The organism is Odoribacter sp. N54.MGS-14 (assembly GCF_000980295.1).
Classification (GTDB): Bacteria; Bacteroidota; Bacteroidia; order Bacteroidales; family Marinifilaceae; genus Odoribacter; species Odoribacter splanchnicus.
Window position 1 is genome coordinate 1 of sequence record NZ_LARL01000045.1, and the last position, 21,119, is coordinate 21,119.

Here is a 21,119-nt window from a genome sequence, read left to right on the forward strand (position 1 = left end):
CTTGTATCAGCCAGTGATTTTACCCATATGCCGACGAATAATCTGCTGACAGATACCCTGGAGTTTATTGCCGGGGATGAAAATAAATTGAAACTTCATGTTACCGGTGATATGAAAAATTATTTCAGGGATTGTGAATTGGTCTATGTGTGTGATACAACTGTACGTACAGGTTTGTCAACCCGTGTCGTGTATTCTTTGATCGAGATGAGCAAAGTCAATGTCAGTTTTTCTGCCAGTACAGTCAACGAAAGGAAAGCTCAGGTCGGTTTCAGGATATTGGAAGATGAAAAAACATTGGAAGTAACCGTATTCGATTATGCACCGGTTGACTTTTTTATGGAAATATATGATTTTTTCAAGGACGACCCCCAAGCCCTGATGTGGGATGCAAAAATTCAGTATATTTTCAGTTTGGTTGAGGAAGAATGAGATATATAGTCATTATTTTATGGATTGCATGTCTTGGGGCATGCAATCCGGATGTAAAGCAAAAGGTTACGGTAAACGGTAAGCTGACAAATTACAAGGGAAATAAAATATATTTTGAGATTTCCGGCCGGGATTCTTTAGTTAAAGCGGAGCTTGATTCGGCCGGCAGATTTTCTGCATGTTTGGAGTTGGATGAAGGGACTTATGTGCGCCTGATGAATGGGAAAGCCGCTTTTCCTTTGTATCTGGCACCCGGCATGAAACTCAGGGTTGAAATGGATGCAGCCAAAATAAAAAATGGCGAATATGGGTCGGTTGTATTTCCTGAAGGCATCAATAAAGAGACTCGCATGATGATACATTATTACGAGAATCAATGGTTCCCCTCTACGGAAGAGTTATTTATCTATACTCCGGCTGAATTTAGAGAGTTGCTGGATACGATTGTCGGCTATAATGATGGATTGATTGAAGATTTTTTGAAAGCTGATTCATCCGGTTATGACCGGGATTTTGCAGATTTGTTCAAACTGCAGGTGAAAGTACCTTTGGCTGTATCCTATTTCTATTATCCGGTGTATCATGCTTTGCTGAATCCCCAGGATCAGAGTGAAATTCCCGAAGACTTTAATATCTTCGATGAGATATTACCCAAGAATGACTCTATGATTTATAATAAGGTCTATCGTTACAAAACGTACGAAATTTCCTATTGGAATGAGAAAATCGCTCAGGAATTGAAAGACTTTTCCGGGGAACCGGCTCAGTATTTCAATGTATGGTTCGATAAACTTTCGGCTTTACATCTTTGTCCCCAGATTGCGGGTGATGTGGCTCATTCCTTTATTATGCGGCATGCCAAAGAAATGACTCCTGAAGTCAAAGAGATCGTCAGAAGTCGCAGTAAGGGGGTACTTATTTCCTCCAGCCAGCAAATAGAAGATTTTTGACTAGTAGAAGAGAAATCCGATAATCCGTATTTTTCAGAATATTTGTTTCTGAAAAAACGTGTCTGGAGTGGGTAAAAATGATGAGAGATTTGAGTTTTATTTTGACTGTTTTGTTTTTTTTTATGACTTTTGCCGGAGGATAAAGCAGAGATATGATAGTATGGAAAATACAGGTAAGATTTTTGGAATATCGCTGGGACCGGGAGATCCGGAATTGATTACTTTAAAAGCGTTGAAGGCTTTGAATGCCGTGGAGGTTATTTTTTGTCCGGGGACGAAATCCGGCGAAGGGCGGATGAAATCCCGGGCTTTGGATATTCTTCGGCAATTGGAGGTCGATGAAACTAAAATTCGTCTATTTCAGGTGCCGATGTCCCGGGATCGGCAGGAAGCTTTGTGTGCTTATGACCGGGTTTGCGGAGAGGTATTGGAATTGGTCAGATCAGGAAAATCAGTAGGGATTACAGCTGAAGGGGACGCTTGTTTTTATTCTTCTGCTCATTATATGTACGGGCAGCTTGCGCAGGTCGGTTTTCCGGTTGCGATGATCGCCGGTGTACCTGCTTTTATTGCTGCCGGGGCATCTGTCGGATTGCATTTGGTAAAACAGCAGGAACGACTGTTGGTGATTCCCGGGGATGTGATTGTCGAAGAACTGCTGGAAACTATAGTTGCCAAGCGTACACTCGTTATCATGAAAGTACCTTTGGGCGAGGCGGTATTGCGTCCTTTTATAGCCCGGCATCCTGAATTACACTATTATTATTTCGAACAAGTGGGAACAGGACAGGAATATTATTCTTCTGTGCGGGAAGAAATATTAGGGCATTCGTTTACCTATTTTTCTATTTTAGTGATAAAACCGGCTTTCTCCCGTTGAGAAGCAGGGGACGGGAGAAAGCAGTCACGGTTTCAATGAACTGTTTTTTTCTTATAGTACTTGCCTAAGAACAGCAGGATAAGCAGAGTAGGTACCCAAAGGGCTTTGACCGAATAGTTTCCTAACCGGGGATAGACATATTGGTCGTCATACGAGGTAAAAGACAGCTCTGCCGGGAAAAAGTAATGTCCGATTTTTGAGGCCATGCTACTTTGTTGCGGATAGGTCAGGGAATCGATCAAAGAATAATCCGTTGCGTCGAGAGCGAAAATATGTTCTCCGTCTTTTTTGTCGATGCTGACGGTCCAGTTGAAAAGATCTCCGATAATTTGTATATCGTCCTGCCGGGGATCGTATTTTCCTATCGGTAGGGGATATAACTGATAATCCGGATTGGATAATGCCCAAAGATTATTTTCCTGATCTGTCAGTAGTGCATAAAATTTACGGTTCGGATATTCTTTTACGAAAATATGTGTGATTTCAATTCCCTTGGGTAAGGGGATCGGACGAAAATAAGGACGTCCGCGCAATTGTTTCAGATGAAAAAGCCGGTGATCCGAATCGGTTAGAAAATATCCTTCATCGTACTCTTTTTTCACAGTGGGATTGCCTCCGATACACCGGACCGGAAAACGAAAGTCTTTCTTTTTCATTGCCTGGGTAAAAATTTCACTTTTCTTTTCCAGGATGGTGTTGGTTGCCATATCTATAAATTCGATCCGGTCGTTTAGCCGGAATACGTCTCCCGGCATTTGCAGGTCTACCCGTCCGGACATCGCTTCCAATAGCGGATACAAGCGGGGAACCGTTTTATTTATGTCCGAAGCGGATTGTCTGAAAATGAAATTGGTCAATCCTATTTTTTGCGGAGTTAGTTTTATTCCGTTCAGGCTGTCCGGCAGGCGGCCGTCGGAAGCGAGCTGATGGTAATAAAAGAAAGGCAATATGCTGTCGAACTGACGATCGGAATAAAGATGTCCGTTCCGGTCTTTGTATTGTACCCCTTTGTTTTCACTGTAGTCGAGACAGGCAAAATCATCGATGATGCAGCTGTATAGAGTGAAAGGATTGCGTATTGGCTGGGCGGTCATGAAATGGTAAAACCAGGGAATGAGCCAAAGGGATAAGACAAGGATGATAAAAACGAAAAATATTTTGCTATAGCGTGCCATTGATTTTATTTTTTAATGATGATCAGTCTTGTTTTCCGGCTTTAAAGCGTGTGACAGATAGCCAGGGCAATATGAATGTGAAACCGGTAAAAAGAAGCAGGATCCATATAAATCCGTCATATGCCTGAGGAACATTCGAGAGGAAAAAAATCCGTATAATACCGCAACTGATAAAAAAATTGAGAATCTTCCGTTTCCAGGTCGGTTCGAGGCAAATCCAGCTTGTCAGGGAATAGGCAGTAATACCGCCAATATACCAGGGAAGCGAGGTCAGCAGGATGCGGTCGGTTAGTTCCGGAGCCAGTATATTTTGAAGATAAACATACAGGATGAGATAGTCGATGAGATAAATGACGATCAGTTCACTCAGACCGGCAATCAGCATCAGCATTAGCATCCGGTTTTGAGGATATGGAAGATGCAGAGTCAGCTTTAACCGTTTTTGCTGCATTTCGGGTACAAATTGGACAATGGCAAGCAAGAGTCCTGCCAATAGGGGGATATAGGTCAAAGTTTCGATAAAAACGACATCCCTGCTCAACAGGATTTCCCATAAATGGGCTACTCCCCTGAAATTGATCACTCGTTGTACTCCAAGCAGGGCGTAAATGATGAATATGACCGATACGGTTAAAGCGATAGGAAAGTAACGGCGTGTTTTGATCCATTCTTTGTAAAAAATTGCTTTTTTCATAAATTCAATATTTTCCGGTTAACCCGATAAAAACGTCTTCCAGATTCATTTTTTCAGCGGATAAAGAAGTGTGTGGGATTCCGTTTTGTTCCAGCCACTGTTTGACATATTCCATATCCTGAAAAGAATAGGTCTCGGCATGCCCGCGGATTACGGAGGTATTGTAGAGTTGGGAATCCGCCGGTAATTGTACTTCTCCGCTCCCGGTTGTAAAGCGGTAACGGGTGAAGCTGTTCAGTAAGTCGTTTACCGGTTTTTGAATCAGAATTTTTCCGTAATCCATGATGATACAATCGTCGATCAGACGTTCCATATCCTGGATGATATGGGAAGTCAGGAAAATGGTTTTCGATTCGGCTTTAGCGTATTCTTTCAGGTATTCGATAAACAGCCGGCGATAACCGGGATCCAAACCGAGCGAGAAGTCGTCCAGAACGAGTAATTCTGCATTTTGAGCAAGGATTAGTCCTAAAGCTACCTGTGAACGCTGGCCACAGGACATCCGTGAGATTTTTTGTCCGGGAGCGACTTTCAGTTTGTGCATCAGTTCGTAGTAGGCATCTTTATTCCAAGCCGGAAAGAAGGCGGAATAAAACCGTTCGATTTCTTTGATCGTCATAAATGTGTATTGTACGTGCCCTTCGATCAGCAAAGCCATCCGCTGCCGGGTCTGCGGATTCATGTTCCGGATATTTTCCCCGAATATCCGGCATTCTCCGGAATGGGGCTGTAAATATCCGCTGAGAATATTGATCGTTGTGGTTTTACCGGTTCCGTTCTTACCCAGTAAACCCAGGATACGACCCCGGGGAACCTGAAAACTTAAATTTTCGTATATCAGCCGTTTCCCATAGTAGTGAGTCAGGTTTTGGCATTCTATGATATTATCCTGCATATTGAATTGAATTAGAATTTAAGACTGCAGCCGACCGTGATCCGGTCAGAATAATTGTGATTCCGGAACCTGCAATGTTGCCAGCCGATGTCTGTGGATAAAGTGAACGTATGGTTTAACGGACGGTTCCATACGATGGACAGTTCGTAGCGGCTGAAATCGCTTTTCAGGTTTTCATATTGTTGCCGGACGGCATTTTTGATCAGTTCTTCGGAACTTAAGCGGTCGATATCCAAATGGCTGGTTGTCGTTCCGAAATAGTCGCCCGCGATCGAAATCCGGAACAATGATTTTCTGAGCATGAGCAGGGATGAAACGGACAGACCTCCCTGATATTTGGAATCTTTCAGGGAAAGAGAGGGGGACAGATACCCTGTGCTGACAGAGCGGAAACCGATCCGTGGCTCTACCCATAGTATATCCTGCTGTTCATTTCCCCAGCCCCATATTCCGTTTAACAACAAGGCATATATTTTATTGCTGTATTGTTCCAAATCGTTGATTTTCGGATAATTGCTACTACTGCCTTCTCCGTAGACAAATTCAGTACCTTTTCGTTTATGGTACAGCCCTTCCAGTTGGATGCCCTGCTGATGTCCCGGGGCAGACCGTTTCCATCCCCAGGCGCCCTGGATGCTGTTTTCCTCCAACCGGGTCAATGGCAGGTAATTGTGAGCCAGCATGGTTCGTTTGATGTTCAGCTTGTGAAAATGGACACTGCCGTAAAAGCCTTGCCGGTCGTGCGGAACGAGGTCGATACCTCCTCCGATGCTTCCTCCGTCGTATTGTATTCCTGTATTTCCGTCTGAAAACCGGGTACTATACATACCTAATCCCAGCATTTGATACACTTTGGATACGCCCAGGTCCGAAAAGAATTTGATACTGTTCCGTTGACGGTAAATCCTTCCGTAAACCGCGGCTCCGATGAGGTATCGGGTATGGACCTGCCAGGCAGCACCTCCCGACAATTTCAGATCGGAAACAATATTGCGCGGCCGGGGATCGGTTTTCCGGTATTCGATCATTGCCCGGTAGTCTCCGCTGAGTCCCCAGGAAAAGTGTTTATAGATCCGCGAGTAGCCTCCGCAGAATGTATAGGATTCGGTATTCAGGTCGCCTCCGGCTGTGTCGGCCATAATGTATGGGTACAGCAGTTCGAAATCGGAAGTTTCGTTCCAGCAAACCGATTTGATTTTTCCGGACCGGTATCCGGCATGCCCCCAGACAGTGGTTCGGGGATTCAGGTGGAGGTAACTTTCGGCCCGGAATACTCCTTGCCGGTATCCGCTCCCTTGTTGTACGATAACGGCTTCCTTTTCATTTTTGTATTCTCCGCTTAACCGGAGAGAAGAGAGACTGAATTGCCGGGCATAGGGTTGTAAGGCCGGATTGGCATATGACTTTTCTCCGAAGGCGAACAGAGGGGAAAGACATTCCCGGACGGCTTGGAGGCTGTCCGGGTTGTCTTTTCCTATTCCTAAGATCGGTGTCGTATACAAAAACAATATGATGAATAGATAACCGTTCCTTTTCATGGATATTTGTTTATTCTTTCAGAGACGGGGTCGCATCGGCTTCGAAGTCTACTGTCGAATTGTTGGTGTCTTGTAATATTTTGCGTCCGTTAACTGTCGATTCGACTTTCCGCCGTACGGATTTGTTGTACCGATTGGGATCGTGATCTATGCTACCACAGTGTGTCCAGCCGGCATCCAGGGAAGAAGAGGTGACAATCCACTGGAATTTGGATTCTACACTTAGATTGACGGCATCGATGATCCAGGAATTGGGGACGTAATAGGTTTCTTTTTTCATGGGAAATGAATATTCGTTAAAAACGAATGTGTAATTGGCTGTATAGGCATATTTTGCCAGGAAAGTTTCTTTGTCTGTTTCCATTTTGGCTAAGGCATAGCTATGGAATCCCCGGTTGTGTAAGCCGGTGTAAGTAGCTGTGTAAGAATACCATTTGTCCAGGTTGGGTACTTTCGGATTATCTGTATCCAGAAAGTTGGGGTTCGAAGATTCGTCATAAAATTCGAAGTCTGCAACACTCAGATCGAATGAGTTGGGATTGGCTTCTGTATGATTGCTGGCATCCAGGGCCAATAGCAGGGATTCGCCCGGCTGTACAGGATGATCCTGACCGGAACCCGGAATGACGAAAATGAAGTCTACAGAGAACCCTTGTTCCATAATATCCGGGGTATAATCTTGCTTGTCTACGGTCATAAATTCCGATTCCAGAATTGCCAGACCGTCGGCATACAGTACTTCTGAAGAGTTGTTGTAAATTTTGATGTATTGGTCAGCGCTGTATTGGTCTCCGGAAGGAGTCGTACTACCGGCGAAATAGATCTCTTCAATGACGAAACCGTTGGTAGAGGGGGTATAGAAAGACATGACCTGTGCGGGCAGGGTCACTGTCGTTCCGCTGATGGTTACCGATTCCTGATAAGCACGGATATTGGCAACTGTCGGAGTCTGGATACCACTGATCGAGTAGCTGACTTTTCCCTCTGCAATAACTCGGTATAAACCTTCCGGGACGGTTGCCGTGACGGTGACGGTTTGTTCGTTCATACTGACACTGCCATCGTATTGGGTGTTGGTGTTGATGTTGGTGATGGTTACCTTCAGATCCGATAGGGTCGGGTTTTCGATATCTTCCGGTAGTGACAGCGTCCAGCTTACCTGACTTTCGGGGACTGCTTTATCATCATCATCGCAGGCTGTGAATGTGAAAGGAATGATAAATGCCAATAAAATGGCCTGAAATAGATTGTACTTAGATTTCATAATATTAAATGTTAAAATTTAGTTCCATACCAAAATAAGGAGATTGACCGATCTGTCTGACCTTTACTCCATTGGAGGTGTAATCGGGATGACAGCTGATCAGGCGGTTGACAAAAAGCGCCAGATTGATCCGGTCTCTATATAGTTGTTTTGTGACTTTCAGATTGAAATTGACATTGAAAGCCTCGCTGATTCTCCGGTCGAATAGGGCTTCATTGTATGATTTTTTCAGCCATTGCAAATACATATCCTGGCTGGATTCTTCGGTATAAGGATAACTATTGCCCTGACTGTCTATATAATATTCGGGAATCCCGCTTTTCCATTCCGTTTGCTGATTGCTGAACCACAGGCATTGTGCCGACAGGGAAAAGCCTAGTTTCAGGTTGGGAATATGGGTGTCGAACATAAAATTTGTATTGAAGCTTTTTCTGATGTATCCGTCGGGATCGGTGTACCAGCCGACATAAGGTAACCGCCGGTTGTTGATGATCTTGGTACTGCTTTCATAGTAACCCTGACTATTGGAATAGACGGTCCGGAAGTAGGCTCCTGAAATGGTGATCCGGGTGGCCAAAGCCGGAATCCGTTTACTTGAAAACTGAAACTCGACGCCTGTTTTCCGGAGTTTTGTCCCATTGGTCGTGATGCCGTATATACACATCAGGGTATCTTGTGTATAAGTCATCTGGCTTAGATCGGGGGGACCGTCTAAAGTCGTTGCATCGATGGAATTGTTATCGTATGTTTTATAAGCCAGCGGTAGCAGCCGGGTTCCCGTCCGGAAACCGGAGGTCATATTTTCTTTAAAATAGGTGACACTGAGATTGTTTTCAGCGTATGTTATATTCCCCCGGATTTCCCATTTGAAATTCCGGGCAGCCGACAAATCGGGGTTCGTCCGGTCGATGATGTAAGTGATCATCTGCAGACGTCTGTAGGCCGGATTGTTGTGATAATAGTTCAGTTGTATGATGTCTTCATATAACAGATTGGGATACAATTGAGTCAAAGAAGGCATCATGGAATGCCATCCGATCCCTCCTCCTATTTCGTAGCTTAGTTTCTGGTCTCCGATGAAGAAAGCGGGAAACAGCCATTTCATGTTGACACGTGGATCGAAATAAAATTTGTTGTGGAGTTTATATGCTTTCGGTAGATTCAGAAGGGAAGAAGCCCGGACTCCAGCCTGTATTTCCAAGGTATGGGTACTGACCGGTAATGTAAAATAATCCTCGGCAAAAAAGGATAGGTCGTGTCCTGCCGGTATGTCGTTATAGGGGCGGGGACGTGTAGAGATGGAGGTGTAGTTGACCGGCCGCAGGGGATCGTAAAGTTGTCCTTCTCCGAAATTTTTATCCATCTGCCAGTCTGTACCTATTTTCAGTTCCTGTCTTGTTTTGGCTATAAATAACCTGAAATTACCCGTTAACCGGACATAGGCTCCGAAAGGACGGTTGTCTACTTTTTGAGTACCTACGAATTGAAAGGGCAGAAAGACGCCGTCATGTTCACCTGCTTCATTGCTGTTCGGAGCAGCCATGGCCCGGCTGAGAGAATTATAGCGTACCTCATCGACCTTGTCTTTGGAAAAACTGACAGAACTATTAAAAGATAAGGAATTGAAAAATGCGGTTTGGTTTTCCGATTGCCATTCGATATTATTGATCCAGGACAGCCGGTTGATTCTGGATTTGTAACTGTCTTCTTTATGACGATTGATGTCCGGGTCGATTTTTTCGGTATTGAACGAACCGTTATAATCGGCGTGAGTACTGTAAAAGACATTGTACGGACCGGTTTTCCAGGTTTTTTCCAACCGGAGGGAAAAGGTCAGGCGTTTGTAGTTTTCCAGATTGTCCCGGGGGTCTGCCTTGGCATCCAGCCAGTCGATATCGCTGTTGATTTTGATTTGCCGTTTCGGAAATTCGAATCCTTTTCCCAGGTAAACCAATTTACTGCTTTCATCTGCTTTAAATCTGGCATTGAAATGGTTACCTCCCATTTTACGTTTGATTTTTACGATTCCGCTGGTCAGATTTCCGTATTCTACCGAGGGAATACCCCGGATGATTTCCACTTGTTCGATTCCATCGGTAGAAATGCTGCGCATATCGACACCCCGGTTTACGGTACTTCTTTTCCGGTCGTCTGTACTTGCTTCACCGCTGACGTACAGCATATCGGCTCCGGTATTGATCGGTGTACCGTTGATGAAAAAAGCGACACCGCGGGAAGCGACATCGTAGTCGGAACTCGAAGAACCTTCGCCGGCTTCCCGCAACCGAATCGGGTTTACCTGATTTAGGGCCGGATCCGCTGAACGTCCCCCCGGTAACAATTCCAGGAGATCGCTGAAACTGGAAGGTTGAAGATGTTCCATGGCTTTGCGGTCGATTATCGAGGAGGAAGTCATACCATGAGACTCCCGGGCGGTGACGATAACTTCCTGCATGACAACCTGATCGGGAGCCAGCAGAATATGCCGGGAAAAATCACCTGTAATCCGGATGGTGTCGGTATAAGTTTTATAACCGATAAAACTGACTTTCAATTTATAGACTCCTGTCTGAACGGAGGGGAATAAATATTCGCCTTGTGCGTCGCTACTTCCTGCAATGATTTTATGATTATCCTGTGTCAGGCTGATTGTCGCCAAAAAAAGGGGTTCATGATTGATAGAATCGCACACTGTAATCCGGATGGGGAATGTATTCTTTCTTGTGTTTTGACCGGTCAGATTATCAGTCAAAACAAAAATCAGAATGATTGCCCATAGTGTTTTCATGTTTTTATTAAAATTTAATTTGAGATCGCAAAGTTTGTAAAGCTGTCAGAGAAAAAAAATCCCCATTTATTGTTATTTTTTTTCTTACTGGGATAACGGGATATGATTACTTGATTTTAGAGTAAAGACAGGATGTATTTACCAGAATAATCGGAAAATCCGGATTTGTCAGGTAGTTTAAAATACCTAAAAATTGTGATTACAAAATCGATAGAGAAAGCTTTACTTCGCATGCTTAATTGAAATTTTGTATGATACAATTTAGAACATTATTCCTGTCTGTATTCGGACTGTTCATGATGGCCTGTGCCCGGGAGGAAATCATCGTATCTGAAACTTCTGTACAGGACACTCCGATCGGGATGCAGGCACAAAAAGGACGCCTTCGTTTAAAATTTAAATCCCGGTTTGCCGGGAAAGCTGAGCAGGCGGTATATACCCGTGCCGGAACCGGAGATATCCGGATCGTATCTATGAAACGGTTATTTCCCTTTGCCGGGAAATTTGAAGAAAGGACCCGGAAAGCGGGTCTGCATCTTTGGTATGAGGTCGAGTTCGACGAACAGACACCTGTGACCCGGGCTCTCGCCTTATTGGGAGATACAACGGAGATTGAGATCGCAGAACCGGTATACATTATCCGTAATACCGGAGGAGAGGGAACGGTTCCTGTCCGCTCTGCCGGAGAGCGGAATTCGGATGGAACTGCACCTTTCAATGATCCGGAACTATCCAGACAGTGGCATTATTCCAATACCGGAGAGTTACCGAATTCTGTGGCAGGGGCGGATATCAATTTATTTGCGGCCTGGCAAAAAAATCAAGGGTCGAGGGAAGTTATTGTGGCGGTCATCGACGGAGGTATTGATTACCGGCATGAGGATTTGACCGGAAATGTAGGAAATCCTGCAGAATTATTCGGAGAGCCGGGGGTCGATGATGATGGGAATGGGTATATCGATGATATATATGGATGGAACTTTATCAATGGAACGAATCAGATCGAAGCGGATGATCATGGGACCCATGTTGCCGGTACTATCGGGGCTGAGAATAACAATGGTGTCGGTGTTTGCGGTATTGCCGGTGGACATGGCGGAAATACGGGAGTATGGTTGTTGAGTTGTCAGCTGTTCGGGACGATAGATGGCCGGGAGGTTTCTGCTTCTTTCCCGGAAATGATCAAATATGCTGCGGATGCCGGTGCGGTTATCGCTCAGAATAGCTGGGGGTATGAAAATATCACTTATTTACCCCGGGCAGATCAGGAAGCGATCGATTATTTTATTCAGTATGCCGGAGTCGATGAACGAGGGGAGCAGACAGGGCCGATGAAAGGAGGAGTAGTCATATTTGCTGCAGGTAATGAAAATAAAGATTACCGGACTTATCCGGCGGCTTATGAAAAAGTCGTTTCTGTTGCGGCTTATGCTCCTGATTACAAAAAAAGCTGGTATTCCAATTTTGCCGACTGGGTCGATATCACTGCTCCGGGCGGGACATACGGCTATGGGAGGAAGTATAACGGTGAATGCCCTGTATACAGTACGTTACCGGATAACCAGTACGGCTATATGCAGGGGACATCTATGGCTTGTCCTCATGTTTCGGGTATCGCTGCTTTAATCGTATCCCAATTCGGAGGGCCCGGATTTACTCCGGAAAAACTTTTGGCTCACCTGTATCAGGGAACCCGGGACATCGATATTTATAATCCGGAGTATGCGGGTAGATTGGGGATAGGGGCCGCTGATGCCTATTTGGCTCTTGCTGAAGATCAGGGAATCGCTCCTCAGGCTGTCGATACCTTATACTGCGGAAATACTTCCGGAGTGGTTGACGTGACCTGGCAGATCTCGGCCGATGAAGATGATGGCAAACCTTTTCAGTATTTGGTTTGTTGGAGTGAAGACCCTTTGGGGCAATTGGATCCCGGACGGTTACCCGAAGGAGTTGCTTCGGTACGGGTTACTGTTCCCAGGGCCGGGCAGGTCGGGGATACGATGGCGTGCCGGCTGACAGCTATCCGGGGAGAAACCCGGTATTATGTAGGTATTGTTGCTATTGATCCCTGGGGACATTATTCCGGGACTACGACGGTTTCTTTTGTGTCGCCGCATAATGAACCCCCGATGATTACTTCTGAATATGAGGAACAAGCGCTTACTTTGAAGTATAACCAAACCGGAGAAATAGTTTTTTGGATTTCAGATCCTGAAAACCAGGAATTTAATTATGAATTGGAAGATGAAAACCATCTGGCGGCAGCGACACAACTGAATGACCGGATTACGGTGAAAATACGTAATTATGGATTTCAGGCCGGGACATATCGTTTGTGTCTGAAAGTGACGGATAGCGGAGGGGCAATGGCTTCCAAAGAATTTACGGTGGTTCTGGAGCCGAACGAGAGTCCCCGTTTGCAATCTCCTTTTGAAAATGTATGGTTCGGTTCCTTGCAGGAAGTGCGTACGGTGTCGCTGGCCGCTCATTTTACTGATGAAGGTCCCGGAGGCTTGAGTTATGCTTATGAATATGATCCGGCCTATTTGACTTTAACTTCCGGGCAGGGAGAATTTAGACTGAAACCCTTGAAATTCGGTCTTTCCCAAGTGAAAATCACTGCGACGGATGCTGAAGGGCTTGCCGGGGAAACTGATTTTTTGGTGATGACCCATGACTATCGGCAAGAGGTAACCTTTTATCCCAATCCGGTTATGGATAAACTGAATGTCCGGATGGGGCGGGAAGTAGAAGGAACTATTTACCTGACTTTTTCGACGCTGGACGGACAATTGGTCAAAAAGGTGAATGCTCCGATCGGACCTTTTGCTCCGGTGGAAGTAGACCTTTCCGGTTTGAAAAAAGGAACGTATGTCGTACAATTGAAATATTTGCAGGAAACCTATACCCGAACTCTAATAAAACAATGAAATAATGAATCGTATTTTTTATATATTGGTGATATGTTGTCAGGCATTCGGAGTATCCGCACAGTCGGTGGCTGATGCCGGTTTGTTTACGTATTCGGCGGCCGGGACGGTTACAGCTTCTTTGGGAGGCAACGGGGTTGCCTGGGGACCGGATGCTTTTGCTGTGTTCAGGAATTCGGCACAGGGGGCCCTGGCTGATGCGAAGGTTATTGCCGGTTATGCGGTTTCTTCCTGGATGCCGGGATGGAATTTGGCGGATCGGCATTGGATACATGATGCCGGAGGGCTGTTTACATTCGGAGGAAGACAGGCTGTACTTACCGGAGTGCGTTATCTGAATCTGCCTATTGTCGAATTGACTGATGAAGAAGGAAATCTTCAGAGCCGTTTTACTCCTTACGCCTTGGAAGTGGATGCCGGATATGCTTATGCTTGGAGAGGAAAGCTGGCGGCCGGGCTGACGTGCCGCTATTTCCGCCTGGACCAAAAAACATTGTTGACAACATATGTAGCTTGTGATCTGTCTTTGTTTTATCGCGATTCGCTTGCCGGACGTCCTTACTTCTGGCAGGCGGGAATGCAGCTGTCGAATATCGGTGAGGCTTATCTGCCTTTAAAAATCGAGTATGCCGTGAGTGCCGGTTGGGAACAGGGGGCACATCGGGTGATGTGTACCGGAGGAATAGCCCATCAGGAATTGGCTTATGGATTTTGTACTTTGGGAAGTGCAGGAGTAGAGTATTCTTTCCGGAAGAAGATATTTTTACGGGGCGGATACCGGAGTGGCAGACCTGCGAAAGGTATATTTGCCTGTACGGCTTTGGGAGGCGGGATGAAATGGCACGGAATCGGCCTTGATGCAACCTGGAGACTGGCATCTTCCGACAGTCCCCAGAGAAATGCATGGCATCTGGCCCTTACTTTTGCGATTTGAAAATCAGGAAAAGAATATGAACCCGATAGGAATGAGCAAACCGAGTGCGAATTCGATCCCTCCGCGTCCCCAGAAACCTTTGGGGCCTTTGATCATAATCAAACCGGTGAAGGTAATTATCAGTAGAGACAAAATGAAAATATCTGAAAATACAGTCCACCAACGAGACGGATTATAATGAAGGCGATTAAACCAGCTGATAACCGGCCGTTTTTTGATTGACTCGTAGATCCCTTCTCCGCTTTCAGTGTGGATTACCAGAGAACTTCCTCCCTTTATGAAGATTTTGATGCATCCCGGTTCAGGGGAATAATGTTTCAGGTAACGGTTCTCTTCTCCGATTGTTTTTAACAGTCTTTCGGCAAATTCCCGGTTTATTTCCTGGGGATTCGCCGGGATTGGCTCGGTAAACCGAATTTGTTTTTGCCGGATGAGATAATCGGAATTGAAATCCTTTTTGTGGTTGAGCATAAAACCAGAGATGGCATAAATCATCAGTATGCCGGCAAAAAAAAAGGAGAGGTCACGATGAAGTAACCTGCTCCATTTACGGATGATATCAGAATATGATTTTTGTGACATAATTTATTCGACAATTTCGTATGTATCTCCTTCAATGTAATAGAAAGACAGGTAATTTTTGCCTTCTTTGGCTTGACGGTCGGCGATCCTTTGCCGGAAATTGGTGATCCGTTCTTCGATGCTGTTGGCAGGCGCTTCTCCCCTTGCTTTTTGTTCGGATGCACATCCTTGCTCTGTCGTACCGTGTTTCTCCGCAGTCTGGGCTTTCACCTGGGCTTCCCATTCGGTCAGATAGGCTTCATCGATTCGCTGTTCGACTAATTTTCCTGTTATCCGGACCAGATTGTTTACGGTTTCGGGTTTGAAACTGCCGATTTTCGTGCCGGCCTCTACACGGATGGTTTTGGTGTCATCGCTACCCATCAGGAAGATTTTGCCGCCTCCGTGAGCACAGATGTGCGTACAGAGCGCTTCTGTCGTGAAAGTTTTTCCGGTCAGACTGTCGGCCCGGGCCAATATGTCGTCCACTTCCAGAATCTGGGATTGTGACATTTGGGATTGTGACGTGGCCGATTGAGTCGTTTTGGATTTGCAGGATGTCAATAGACAACTTGTAATAGTTGTCAGCATGATAAATAACAAAATATGTTTCATTGTTCCGATTTTTAAATTTCGGTCAAAAATAGAGCTTATTTTCACTTTTTTAAATACCAATATGTAGGTATTTAGAAGGTTGAGAGTGGGGATATTCGGTTTTAGATATACTCCGGGTGAAATATTTTTGATATTCATTTTTTACTTCCGGCTTTTTCATATATCTTTGCAATCCCTATCGAGTATGGGGAGAGTATTAATTTTTTAATTAGAAACAATGTCTACAAAAATCAGATTAGCGAGACACGGACGTAAAGGTCGTCCATTCTATCATGTAGTGATAGCAGATAGTAGAGCACCACGCGATGGTCGTTACATTGAGAAAATCGGAACTTATAATCCGAACACTAACCCGGCTACTATCGATCTCAAGTTCGACAGAGCTTTGTATTGGTTGATGACTGGTGCACAGCCTACCGATACTGCTTCAAGAATCCTGTCCTATAAAGGTGTATTGTTGAAAAAACATCTGTTGGAAGGCGTTAAAAAAGGTGCTTTTGATGAAGCTGCTGCTGAAGCTAAATTTGAAGCCTGGATGAAAGAAAAAGAAGCTAAAATACAGGCTAAAATTCAGAAATTGGCTCAGGCCGGTGATGCAGCTGCTAAAGCTGCTTTGGAAGCCGAAGCTAAAGTTCGTGCTGCGAAAGAAGAAATAATTGCTAAGAAAAAAGCTGAATTAGCTGCTGCCGAAGCTGCTAAGAAAGCTGAAGAAGAAGCTGCTGCTGCTCCAGCTGAGGAAGCTGCTGCCGAAGCTCCTGCTGCTGAATAATTTTCTGGTAATGATTACACGGGAAGATTGCTTTAAAGTCGGAGAAGTTGCAAAAACACATAACCTGCAAGGGGAAGTGGTTATTACTACCGATAGCGATCTGCTCGAAAAATATGCAGACGAACCGGTGTTCCTCCTTTTGGACGGAGCGCCGGTTCCTTTTTTTATAGCTGATGAAGGCTTGACGGTCCGTAATCATACTTCTTATATTGTAAAATTCGACTATGTCGATACCTTAGCCCAGGCAGGACGGCTTGTCGGATGTGAAGTCCTCTTCGAAAAAGAATTGCTGGAGGGACAGGAACCGGAAGAATCGGGTTATGATATTTTCGAATTAATCGGTTTTGAAGTGAAAGATCAGGTTTCCGAAGAAACAGGAGAAGTAGCGGATGTTGCCGATTATTCCGGTAATGTTGTGCTGACGGTTTCCATTATGAATAAGGAGATTCTTTTACCCTTTTCCGAAAATTATATCTGCAAGATCGACTTCGAGCATAGCCGGTTGCTGGTGCAGATTCCCCGGGAACTTGTAGAATTGAATTGACAACTCTGTTTTCCGATGCTTGTTCCGGGTGTCCTCTTGTTGAAAACTATTTCTGTTAAAATACTTGTTTGTTTCATTTTTGTTATTCACCAAAACTATATTTTGGAAAACTTTTAACCTGTTGGTAACTTTTTATTTTGTTGATAAATAAATGGTTGTCTGTTTGTTTTGGAAAACTTGTCGAAAAAATCATGGAGAAAAGTTATCATCTTTGATCTATTTTTCTATATATTTGCAATATCCTAATGCAGAAAAAATCTATTAAATCAATATGCTATGAATGAATACGAAACAAAGGGGAAGGATACTTATACGCAAGAAGAAGCGTTTCAGAGTTCATTGAATTATTTCAACGGCGATGAATTGGCTGCTCGGGTTTGGGTGAATAAGTATGCATTGAAAGATTCTTATGGGAATATTTTTGAAAAGAATCCCGATGATATGCATCGTCGGTTAGCCAAAGAAATTAGCAGAATAGAAAACCGTTATCCGAATCCGCTGAGTGAGGATACAATTTTTGAGGTATTACGGGATTTTAAATATATTGTGCCGCAGGGAGGTCCTATGACCGGTATCGGAAATGAGTTTCAGATCGCTTCTCTCTCTAATTGTTTCGTGATTGGAAATGAAGGTCCTTCGGATTCATACGGTGGAGTTATGAAAATCGATCAGGAACAGGTGCAACTGATGAAACGCCGGGGTGGAGTGGGACATGATTTGTCTCATATCCGTCCGAAGGGTTCGCCTGTAAAAAATTCTGCATTGACTTCTACCGGTATCGTTCCGTTTATGGAGCGATATTCTAACTCTACCCGGGAAGTTGCTCAGGACGGTCGGCGTGGGGCTTTGATGCTGAGTGTGTCGATCAATCATCCTGATTCGGAAAGCTTTATCGATGCAAAGATGACCGAAGGGAAAGTAACAGGTGCGAATGTATCCGTGAAGATCGATGACGAATTTATGCGGGCGGTGATCAACGACGAAGAATATGAACAAAAATATCCGGTTTATTCCGATGAACCGAAAAACCGGAAACAGATCAATGCACGCCAATTGTGGAATAAAATTGTACACAATGCCTGGAAATCGGCTGAACCCGGTATCCTTTTTTGGGATACGATCATCCGCGAAAGTGTACCCGATTGTTATGCAGATAAAGGATACCGTACGGTTTCTACCAATCCTTGCGGTGAAATTCCTTTATGTCCTTATGATTCTTGCCGGCTGCTGGCTATAAATCTGTATTCCTATGTACAGAATCCGTTTACTAAAGGAGCCTTTTTCGATTTCCCTTTGTTCAAGAAACATGTAGCTATCGCTCAGCGGATAATGGATGATATTATCGATCTCGAATTAGAGAAGATCGATGCTATTCTGGATAAGGTACACGAAGATCCTGAGAGTGAAGAAGTGAAAGGCGTAGAAATTCGCTTATGGGAGAAAATCAAACAGAAAGCGAAAGAAGGCCGGCGGACCGGAGTGGGTATTACGGCCGAGGGAGATATGCTGGCTGCTTTGGGTCTGCGTTATGGAAGTGAAGAAGCGATCGATTTTGCTGTGGATATTCAGAAGACTTTAGCGGTCGAAGCTTATCGGGCATCTGTACATCTGGCAAAAGACAGAGGGTCTTTTAAGATTTACGATACTCGCCGTGAGGAGAATAATCCCTTCATCAAGCGCTTACGCGAGGCCGATCCTGACATGTATGCCGAAATGGTGAAGTACGGACGCCGGAATATTGCTTGTCTGACGATCGCACCAACCGGAACGACAAGCCTGATGACTCAGACGACTTCCGGTATCGAACCTGTGTTCCTGCCTGTATACAAACGGAGAAGAAAGGTAAACCCGAACGATCAGAACGTACATATCGATTTTGTGGATGAGTCAGGGGATAGCTATGAGGAATTTATCGTTTTCCATCACAAGTTCGCTGATTGGATGAAAGCGAATGGTTATGATACCACTAAATGCTATACCGACGAAGAAATCGATGAATTGGTAGCACAGTCGCCGTATTATAAAGCAACTTCCAATGATATCGATTGGGTGGCTAAAGTACGTATGCAGGGACAGGTGCAGAAATGGGTGGACCATTCTATCAGTGTTACGGTCAACTTACCCTCGGATGTAACCGAAGAATTGGTCGGTAATCTTTATATCGAAGCCTGGAAGAGCGGTTGTAAAGGATGTACGGTCTATCGCGACGGTTCACGGGCCGGTGTATTGGTGTCTAATAAAGATAAAAAACAGACTACTAGTCCTAATGAAATGCCGGCAAAACGTCCGATGGAACTGGATGCCGATGTCGTGCGTTTCCAGAATAACAAAGAAAAATGGATTGCTTTTATCGGTTTGTATAACGGTCGGCCTTATGAGATATTTACCGGTATCGCCGATGATGAGGAAGGAATTATGCTGCCTAAAGCGGTTACTTCGGGTAAGATCGTCAAGCATTATGATGCTGAAGGAAATTCCCGGTATGATTTCCAGTTCCAGAACAAACGGGGTTTTAAAACGACGGTAGAAGGGTTGTCTTATAAGTTCGATAAAGAATACTGGAATTATGCCAAATTGATTTCCGGGGTTTTACGCCACGGTATGCCGGTGCATCAGGCTGTAGAACTGGTGGCTTCTATGGAATTCGATAATGAAAATATCAATACCTGGAAGAATGGCGTCGAAAGAGCCTTAAAGAAATATATTCCCAATGGAACAGAGGCTACCGGCGAAAAATGTGAGAATTGTGGCTCTCCGGTGGTTTATCAGGAAGGTTGTCTGATCTGTAAAACTTGCGGAACATCGAAGTGCGGATAGAATAATCACTCCTCCGAATATTTGGCGGATAGCGGTTACATGGGTTTAGGCTGAATTGCAAATAAACCGGTGTAACCGCTATCACTATAATAACAATTTCGTATTTTTGTCCTCCTAACCGGAGAGTTGAAGGTGTATGACAGCACTTTTTACTTTTCACTTTTCACTTTTTGAGATGCAGATACATTACGGAACCGAAAATTTACAAATAGTCAATCCGGTAGTAACCATCGGTAGTTTCGATGGAGTGCATAAAGGGCATGTGCAGGTGATCGAGTCACTGAAAAGAGTGGCCCGGAATTTGAAGGGAGAGACTGTTATCATCAGTTTCGAGCCCCATCCCCGGGAGGTACTCTATCCGATGGAAAAAAGGCCGGGGATTTTGACCACTTTGGAGGAAAAGGCTGCTATTCTCGCCACTTATGGAGTGGAACATCTGGTCGTCCTGCAATTCACCCGTTCGCTGGCCGAATTGGAATATGCAGATTTTGTACGTCATATCCTGGTCGATAAAATCGGTTTAAAAGGTTTGGTCGTGGGGTATGACCATCGTTTCGGGAAAAACCGGGAGGGAACTTTTGAAAAACTGAAAGAATTAGCTGACCGTTATCACTTCTACCTCGAACAGGAAGAAGTATATGAAGAGAACCAAATCAATATCAGTTCCACAAAAATCCGGAATGCTCTGCAAATCGGAGATATCGATCGGGTAAATGAATTTCTGGGGTATACGTATTCTGTTAGTGGAAAAGTTGTTACCGGTGATAAAATAGGACGGAGTATGGGTTTCCCGACCGCCAATATCCGGTTGAACGATGACCGTAAACTATTGCCGGCCGCCGGAGTGTATGCTGTAAAAGTGAAGGTTGAAGGACAAGAATATCGTGGTATGCTCAATATTGGCGTACGCCCCACAGTCAGTTGTTCCGGCGTAGTGCGGATCGAAGTGAATATCTTTGATTTCGATGCCGACATCTATGGTAAAGAAATCCGGCTTTTACTTATTGCCCGTATCCGGGGTGAACGGAAATTCAACGGAATCGACGAATTGAGCGAACAGCTGAAAAAGGACCGTCAGGAAGTATCGGTGTTGCTACAGCAATGACGTTTGCCCTGTAAACCTGATTAGCGGGTTCTGAAAAAAGGTAGGTTTTATTTTTTCTTTCTATTCCGATTTCGGGTTCTGTGTCGTCAGACCCGGTCGCCTGGAACGGTCCGTTAAGGCTTTCCTTCACTGACCGGCGGAACTCCTCACTTCGTTCGTCAGACACCACCGGTCGGGCGTTCGGAAAACCTAACCGGACCCTCGTTCCTGCTCCAAGGGTCTTCC

The 21,119-nt window shown here is 44.8% G+C and carries 17 protein-coding genes; 9 read left to right on the forward strand and 8 right to left on the reverse strand.

Going from position 1 to position 21,119, the window contains the following annotated elements; genetic code table 11:
* The 3 genes from WS42_RS09660 to WS42_RS09670 form a co-directional block, all read left to right on the forward strand.
* Positions 1-432 (forward strand): hypothetical protein (locus tag WS42_RS09660; protein ID WP_046451036.1); only part of this gene is annotated, 432 nt, incomplete at its 5' end.
* Positions 429-1,382, forward strand: coding sequence for a DUF4369 domain-containing protein (locus WS42_RS09665; protein ID WP_013612588.1), 954 nt, complete (start codon positions 429-431; stop codon positions 1,380-1,382). The genes WS42_RS09660 and WS42_RS09665, both read left to right, overlap by 4 nt.
* Positions 1,383-1,542: 160 nt before the next feature.
* Complete coding sequence (locus WS42_RS09670) at positions 1,543-2,262, forward strand: precorrin-2 C(20)-methyltransferase (protein WP_046403219.1); 720 nt, start codon at positions 1,543-1,545, stop codon at positions 2,260-2,262.
* A gap of 32 nt (positions 2,263-2,294) precedes the next feature.
* On the opposite strand, the gene WS42_RS09675 is transcribed toward WS42_RS09670, so the two are convergent.
* Genes WS42_RS09675 through WS42_RS09700 form a run of 6 tightly spaced genes read right to left on the reverse strand, consistent with a single transcriptional unit; the run spans position 2,295 to position 10,616 of the window.
* Complete coding sequence (locus WS42_RS09675; RefSeq protein WP_022160273.1) at positions 2,295-3,437, reverse strand: DUF4857 domain-containing protein; 1,143 nt, start codon at positions 3,435-3,437, stop codon at positions 2,295-2,297.
* 22 nt (positions 3,438-3,459) lie between these two features.
* On the reverse strand, positions 3,460-4,131 hold the full coding sequence (locus WS42_RS09680; protein WP_013612585.1) for a hypothetical protein: 672 nt from the start codon (positions 4,129-4,131) through the stop codon (positions 3,460-3,462).
* A gap of 4 nt (positions 4,132-4,135) precedes the next feature.
* Positions 4,136-5,026, reverse strand: a complete 891-nt coding sequence (locus WS42_RS09685) for an ABC transporter ATP-binding protein (RefSeq protein WP_046451037.1) — start codon at positions 5,024-5,026, stop codon at positions 4,136-4,138.
* 11 nt (positions 5,027-5,037) lie between these two features.
* The gene (locus WS42_RS15495; RefSeq protein WP_087381328.1) at positions 5,038-6,564 is read right to left on the reverse strand and encodes a DUF6850 family outer membrane beta-barrel protein; all 1,527 of its coding nucleotides are present in this window, start codon (positions 6,562-6,564) and stop codon (positions 5,038-5,040) included.
* A 10-nt stretch (positions 6,565-6,574) separates the two neighbouring features.
* A complete protein-coding gene (locus tag WS42_RS09695) occupies positions 6,575-7,828 on the reverse strand; it encodes a DUF4876 domain-containing protein (RefSeq protein WP_046451038.1) in 1,254 nt (417 codons plus the stop codon).
* A gap of 4 nt (positions 7,829-7,832) precedes the next feature.
* A complete protein-coding gene (locus WS42_RS09700) occupies positions 7,833-10,616 on the reverse strand; it encodes a TonB-dependent receptor (RefSeq protein ID WP_046451039.1) in 2,784 nt (927 codons plus the stop codon).
* A gap of 251 nt (positions 10,617-10,867) precedes the next feature.
* Here WS42_RS09700 and WS42_RS09705 point away from each other — a divergent pair, with 251 nt between their 5' ends.
* Positions 10,868-13,549: a S8 family serine peptidase gene (locus WS42_RS09705; RefSeq protein WP_046451040.1), complete on the forward strand. Its 2,682-nt coding sequence runs from the start codon at positions 10,868-10,870 to the stop codon at positions 13,547-13,549.
* A gap of 4 nt (positions 13,550-13,553) precedes the next feature.
* On the forward strand, positions 13,554-14,483 hold the full coding sequence (locus WS42_RS09710; RefSeq protein WP_046451041.1) for a PorV/PorQ family protein: 930 nt from the start codon (positions 13,554-13,556) through the stop codon (positions 14,481-14,483).
* Between the two features lie 3 nt (positions 14,484-14,486).
* Here WS42_RS09710 and WS42_RS09715 read toward each other — a convergent pair whose 3' ends face one another.
* Both WS42_RS09715 and WS42_RS09720 read right to left on the reverse strand, forming a co-directional pair.
* Positions 14,487-15,065, reverse strand: a complete 579-nt coding sequence (locus tag WS42_RS09715; RefSeq protein ID WP_013612578.1) for a PepSY-associated TM helix domain-containing protein — start codon at positions 15,063-15,065, stop codon at positions 14,487-14,489.
* Positions 15,066-15,068: 3 nt separating this feature from the next.
* On the reverse strand, positions 15,069-15,659 hold the full coding sequence (locus WS42_RS09720; RefSeq protein ID WP_041557369.1) for a hypothetical protein: 591 nt from the start codon (positions 15,657-15,659) through the stop codon (positions 15,069-15,071).
* Positions 15,660-15,876: 217 nt separating this feature from the next.
* Here WS42_RS09720 and WS42_RS09725 point away from each other — a divergent pair, with 217 nt between their 5' ends.
* From WS42_RS09725 to WS42_RS09740, 4 genes are all read left to right on the forward strand, one after another.
* Positions 15,877-16,428, forward strand: coding sequence for a 30S ribosomal protein S16 (locus WS42_RS09725; RefSeq protein ID WP_013612576.1), 552 nt, complete (start codon positions 15,877-15,879; stop codon positions 16,426-16,428).
* A gap of 10 nt (positions 16,429-16,438) precedes the next feature.
* Entirely contained in the window at positions 16,439-16,972 is a 534-nt protein-coding gene (rimM, locus tag WS42_RS09730; protein ID WP_013612575.1) for a ribosome maturation factor RimM, read from the forward strand.
* Between the two features lie 276 nt (positions 16,973-17,248).
* The gene (locus WS42_RS09735) at positions 17,249-19,789 is read left to right on the forward strand and encodes an adenosylcobalamin-dependent ribonucleoside-diphosphate reductase (RefSeq protein ID WP_013612574.1); all 2,541 of its coding nucleotides are present in this window, start codon (positions 17,249-17,251) and stop codon (positions 19,787-19,789) included.
* 175 nt (positions 19,790-19,964) lie between these two features.
* Entirely contained in the window at positions 19,965-20,894 is a 930-nt protein-coding gene (locus tag WS42_RS09740) for a bifunctional riboflavin kinase/FAD synthetase (protein WP_046404006.1), read from the forward strand.
* Positions 20,895-21,119: the final 225 nt, after the last annotated feature.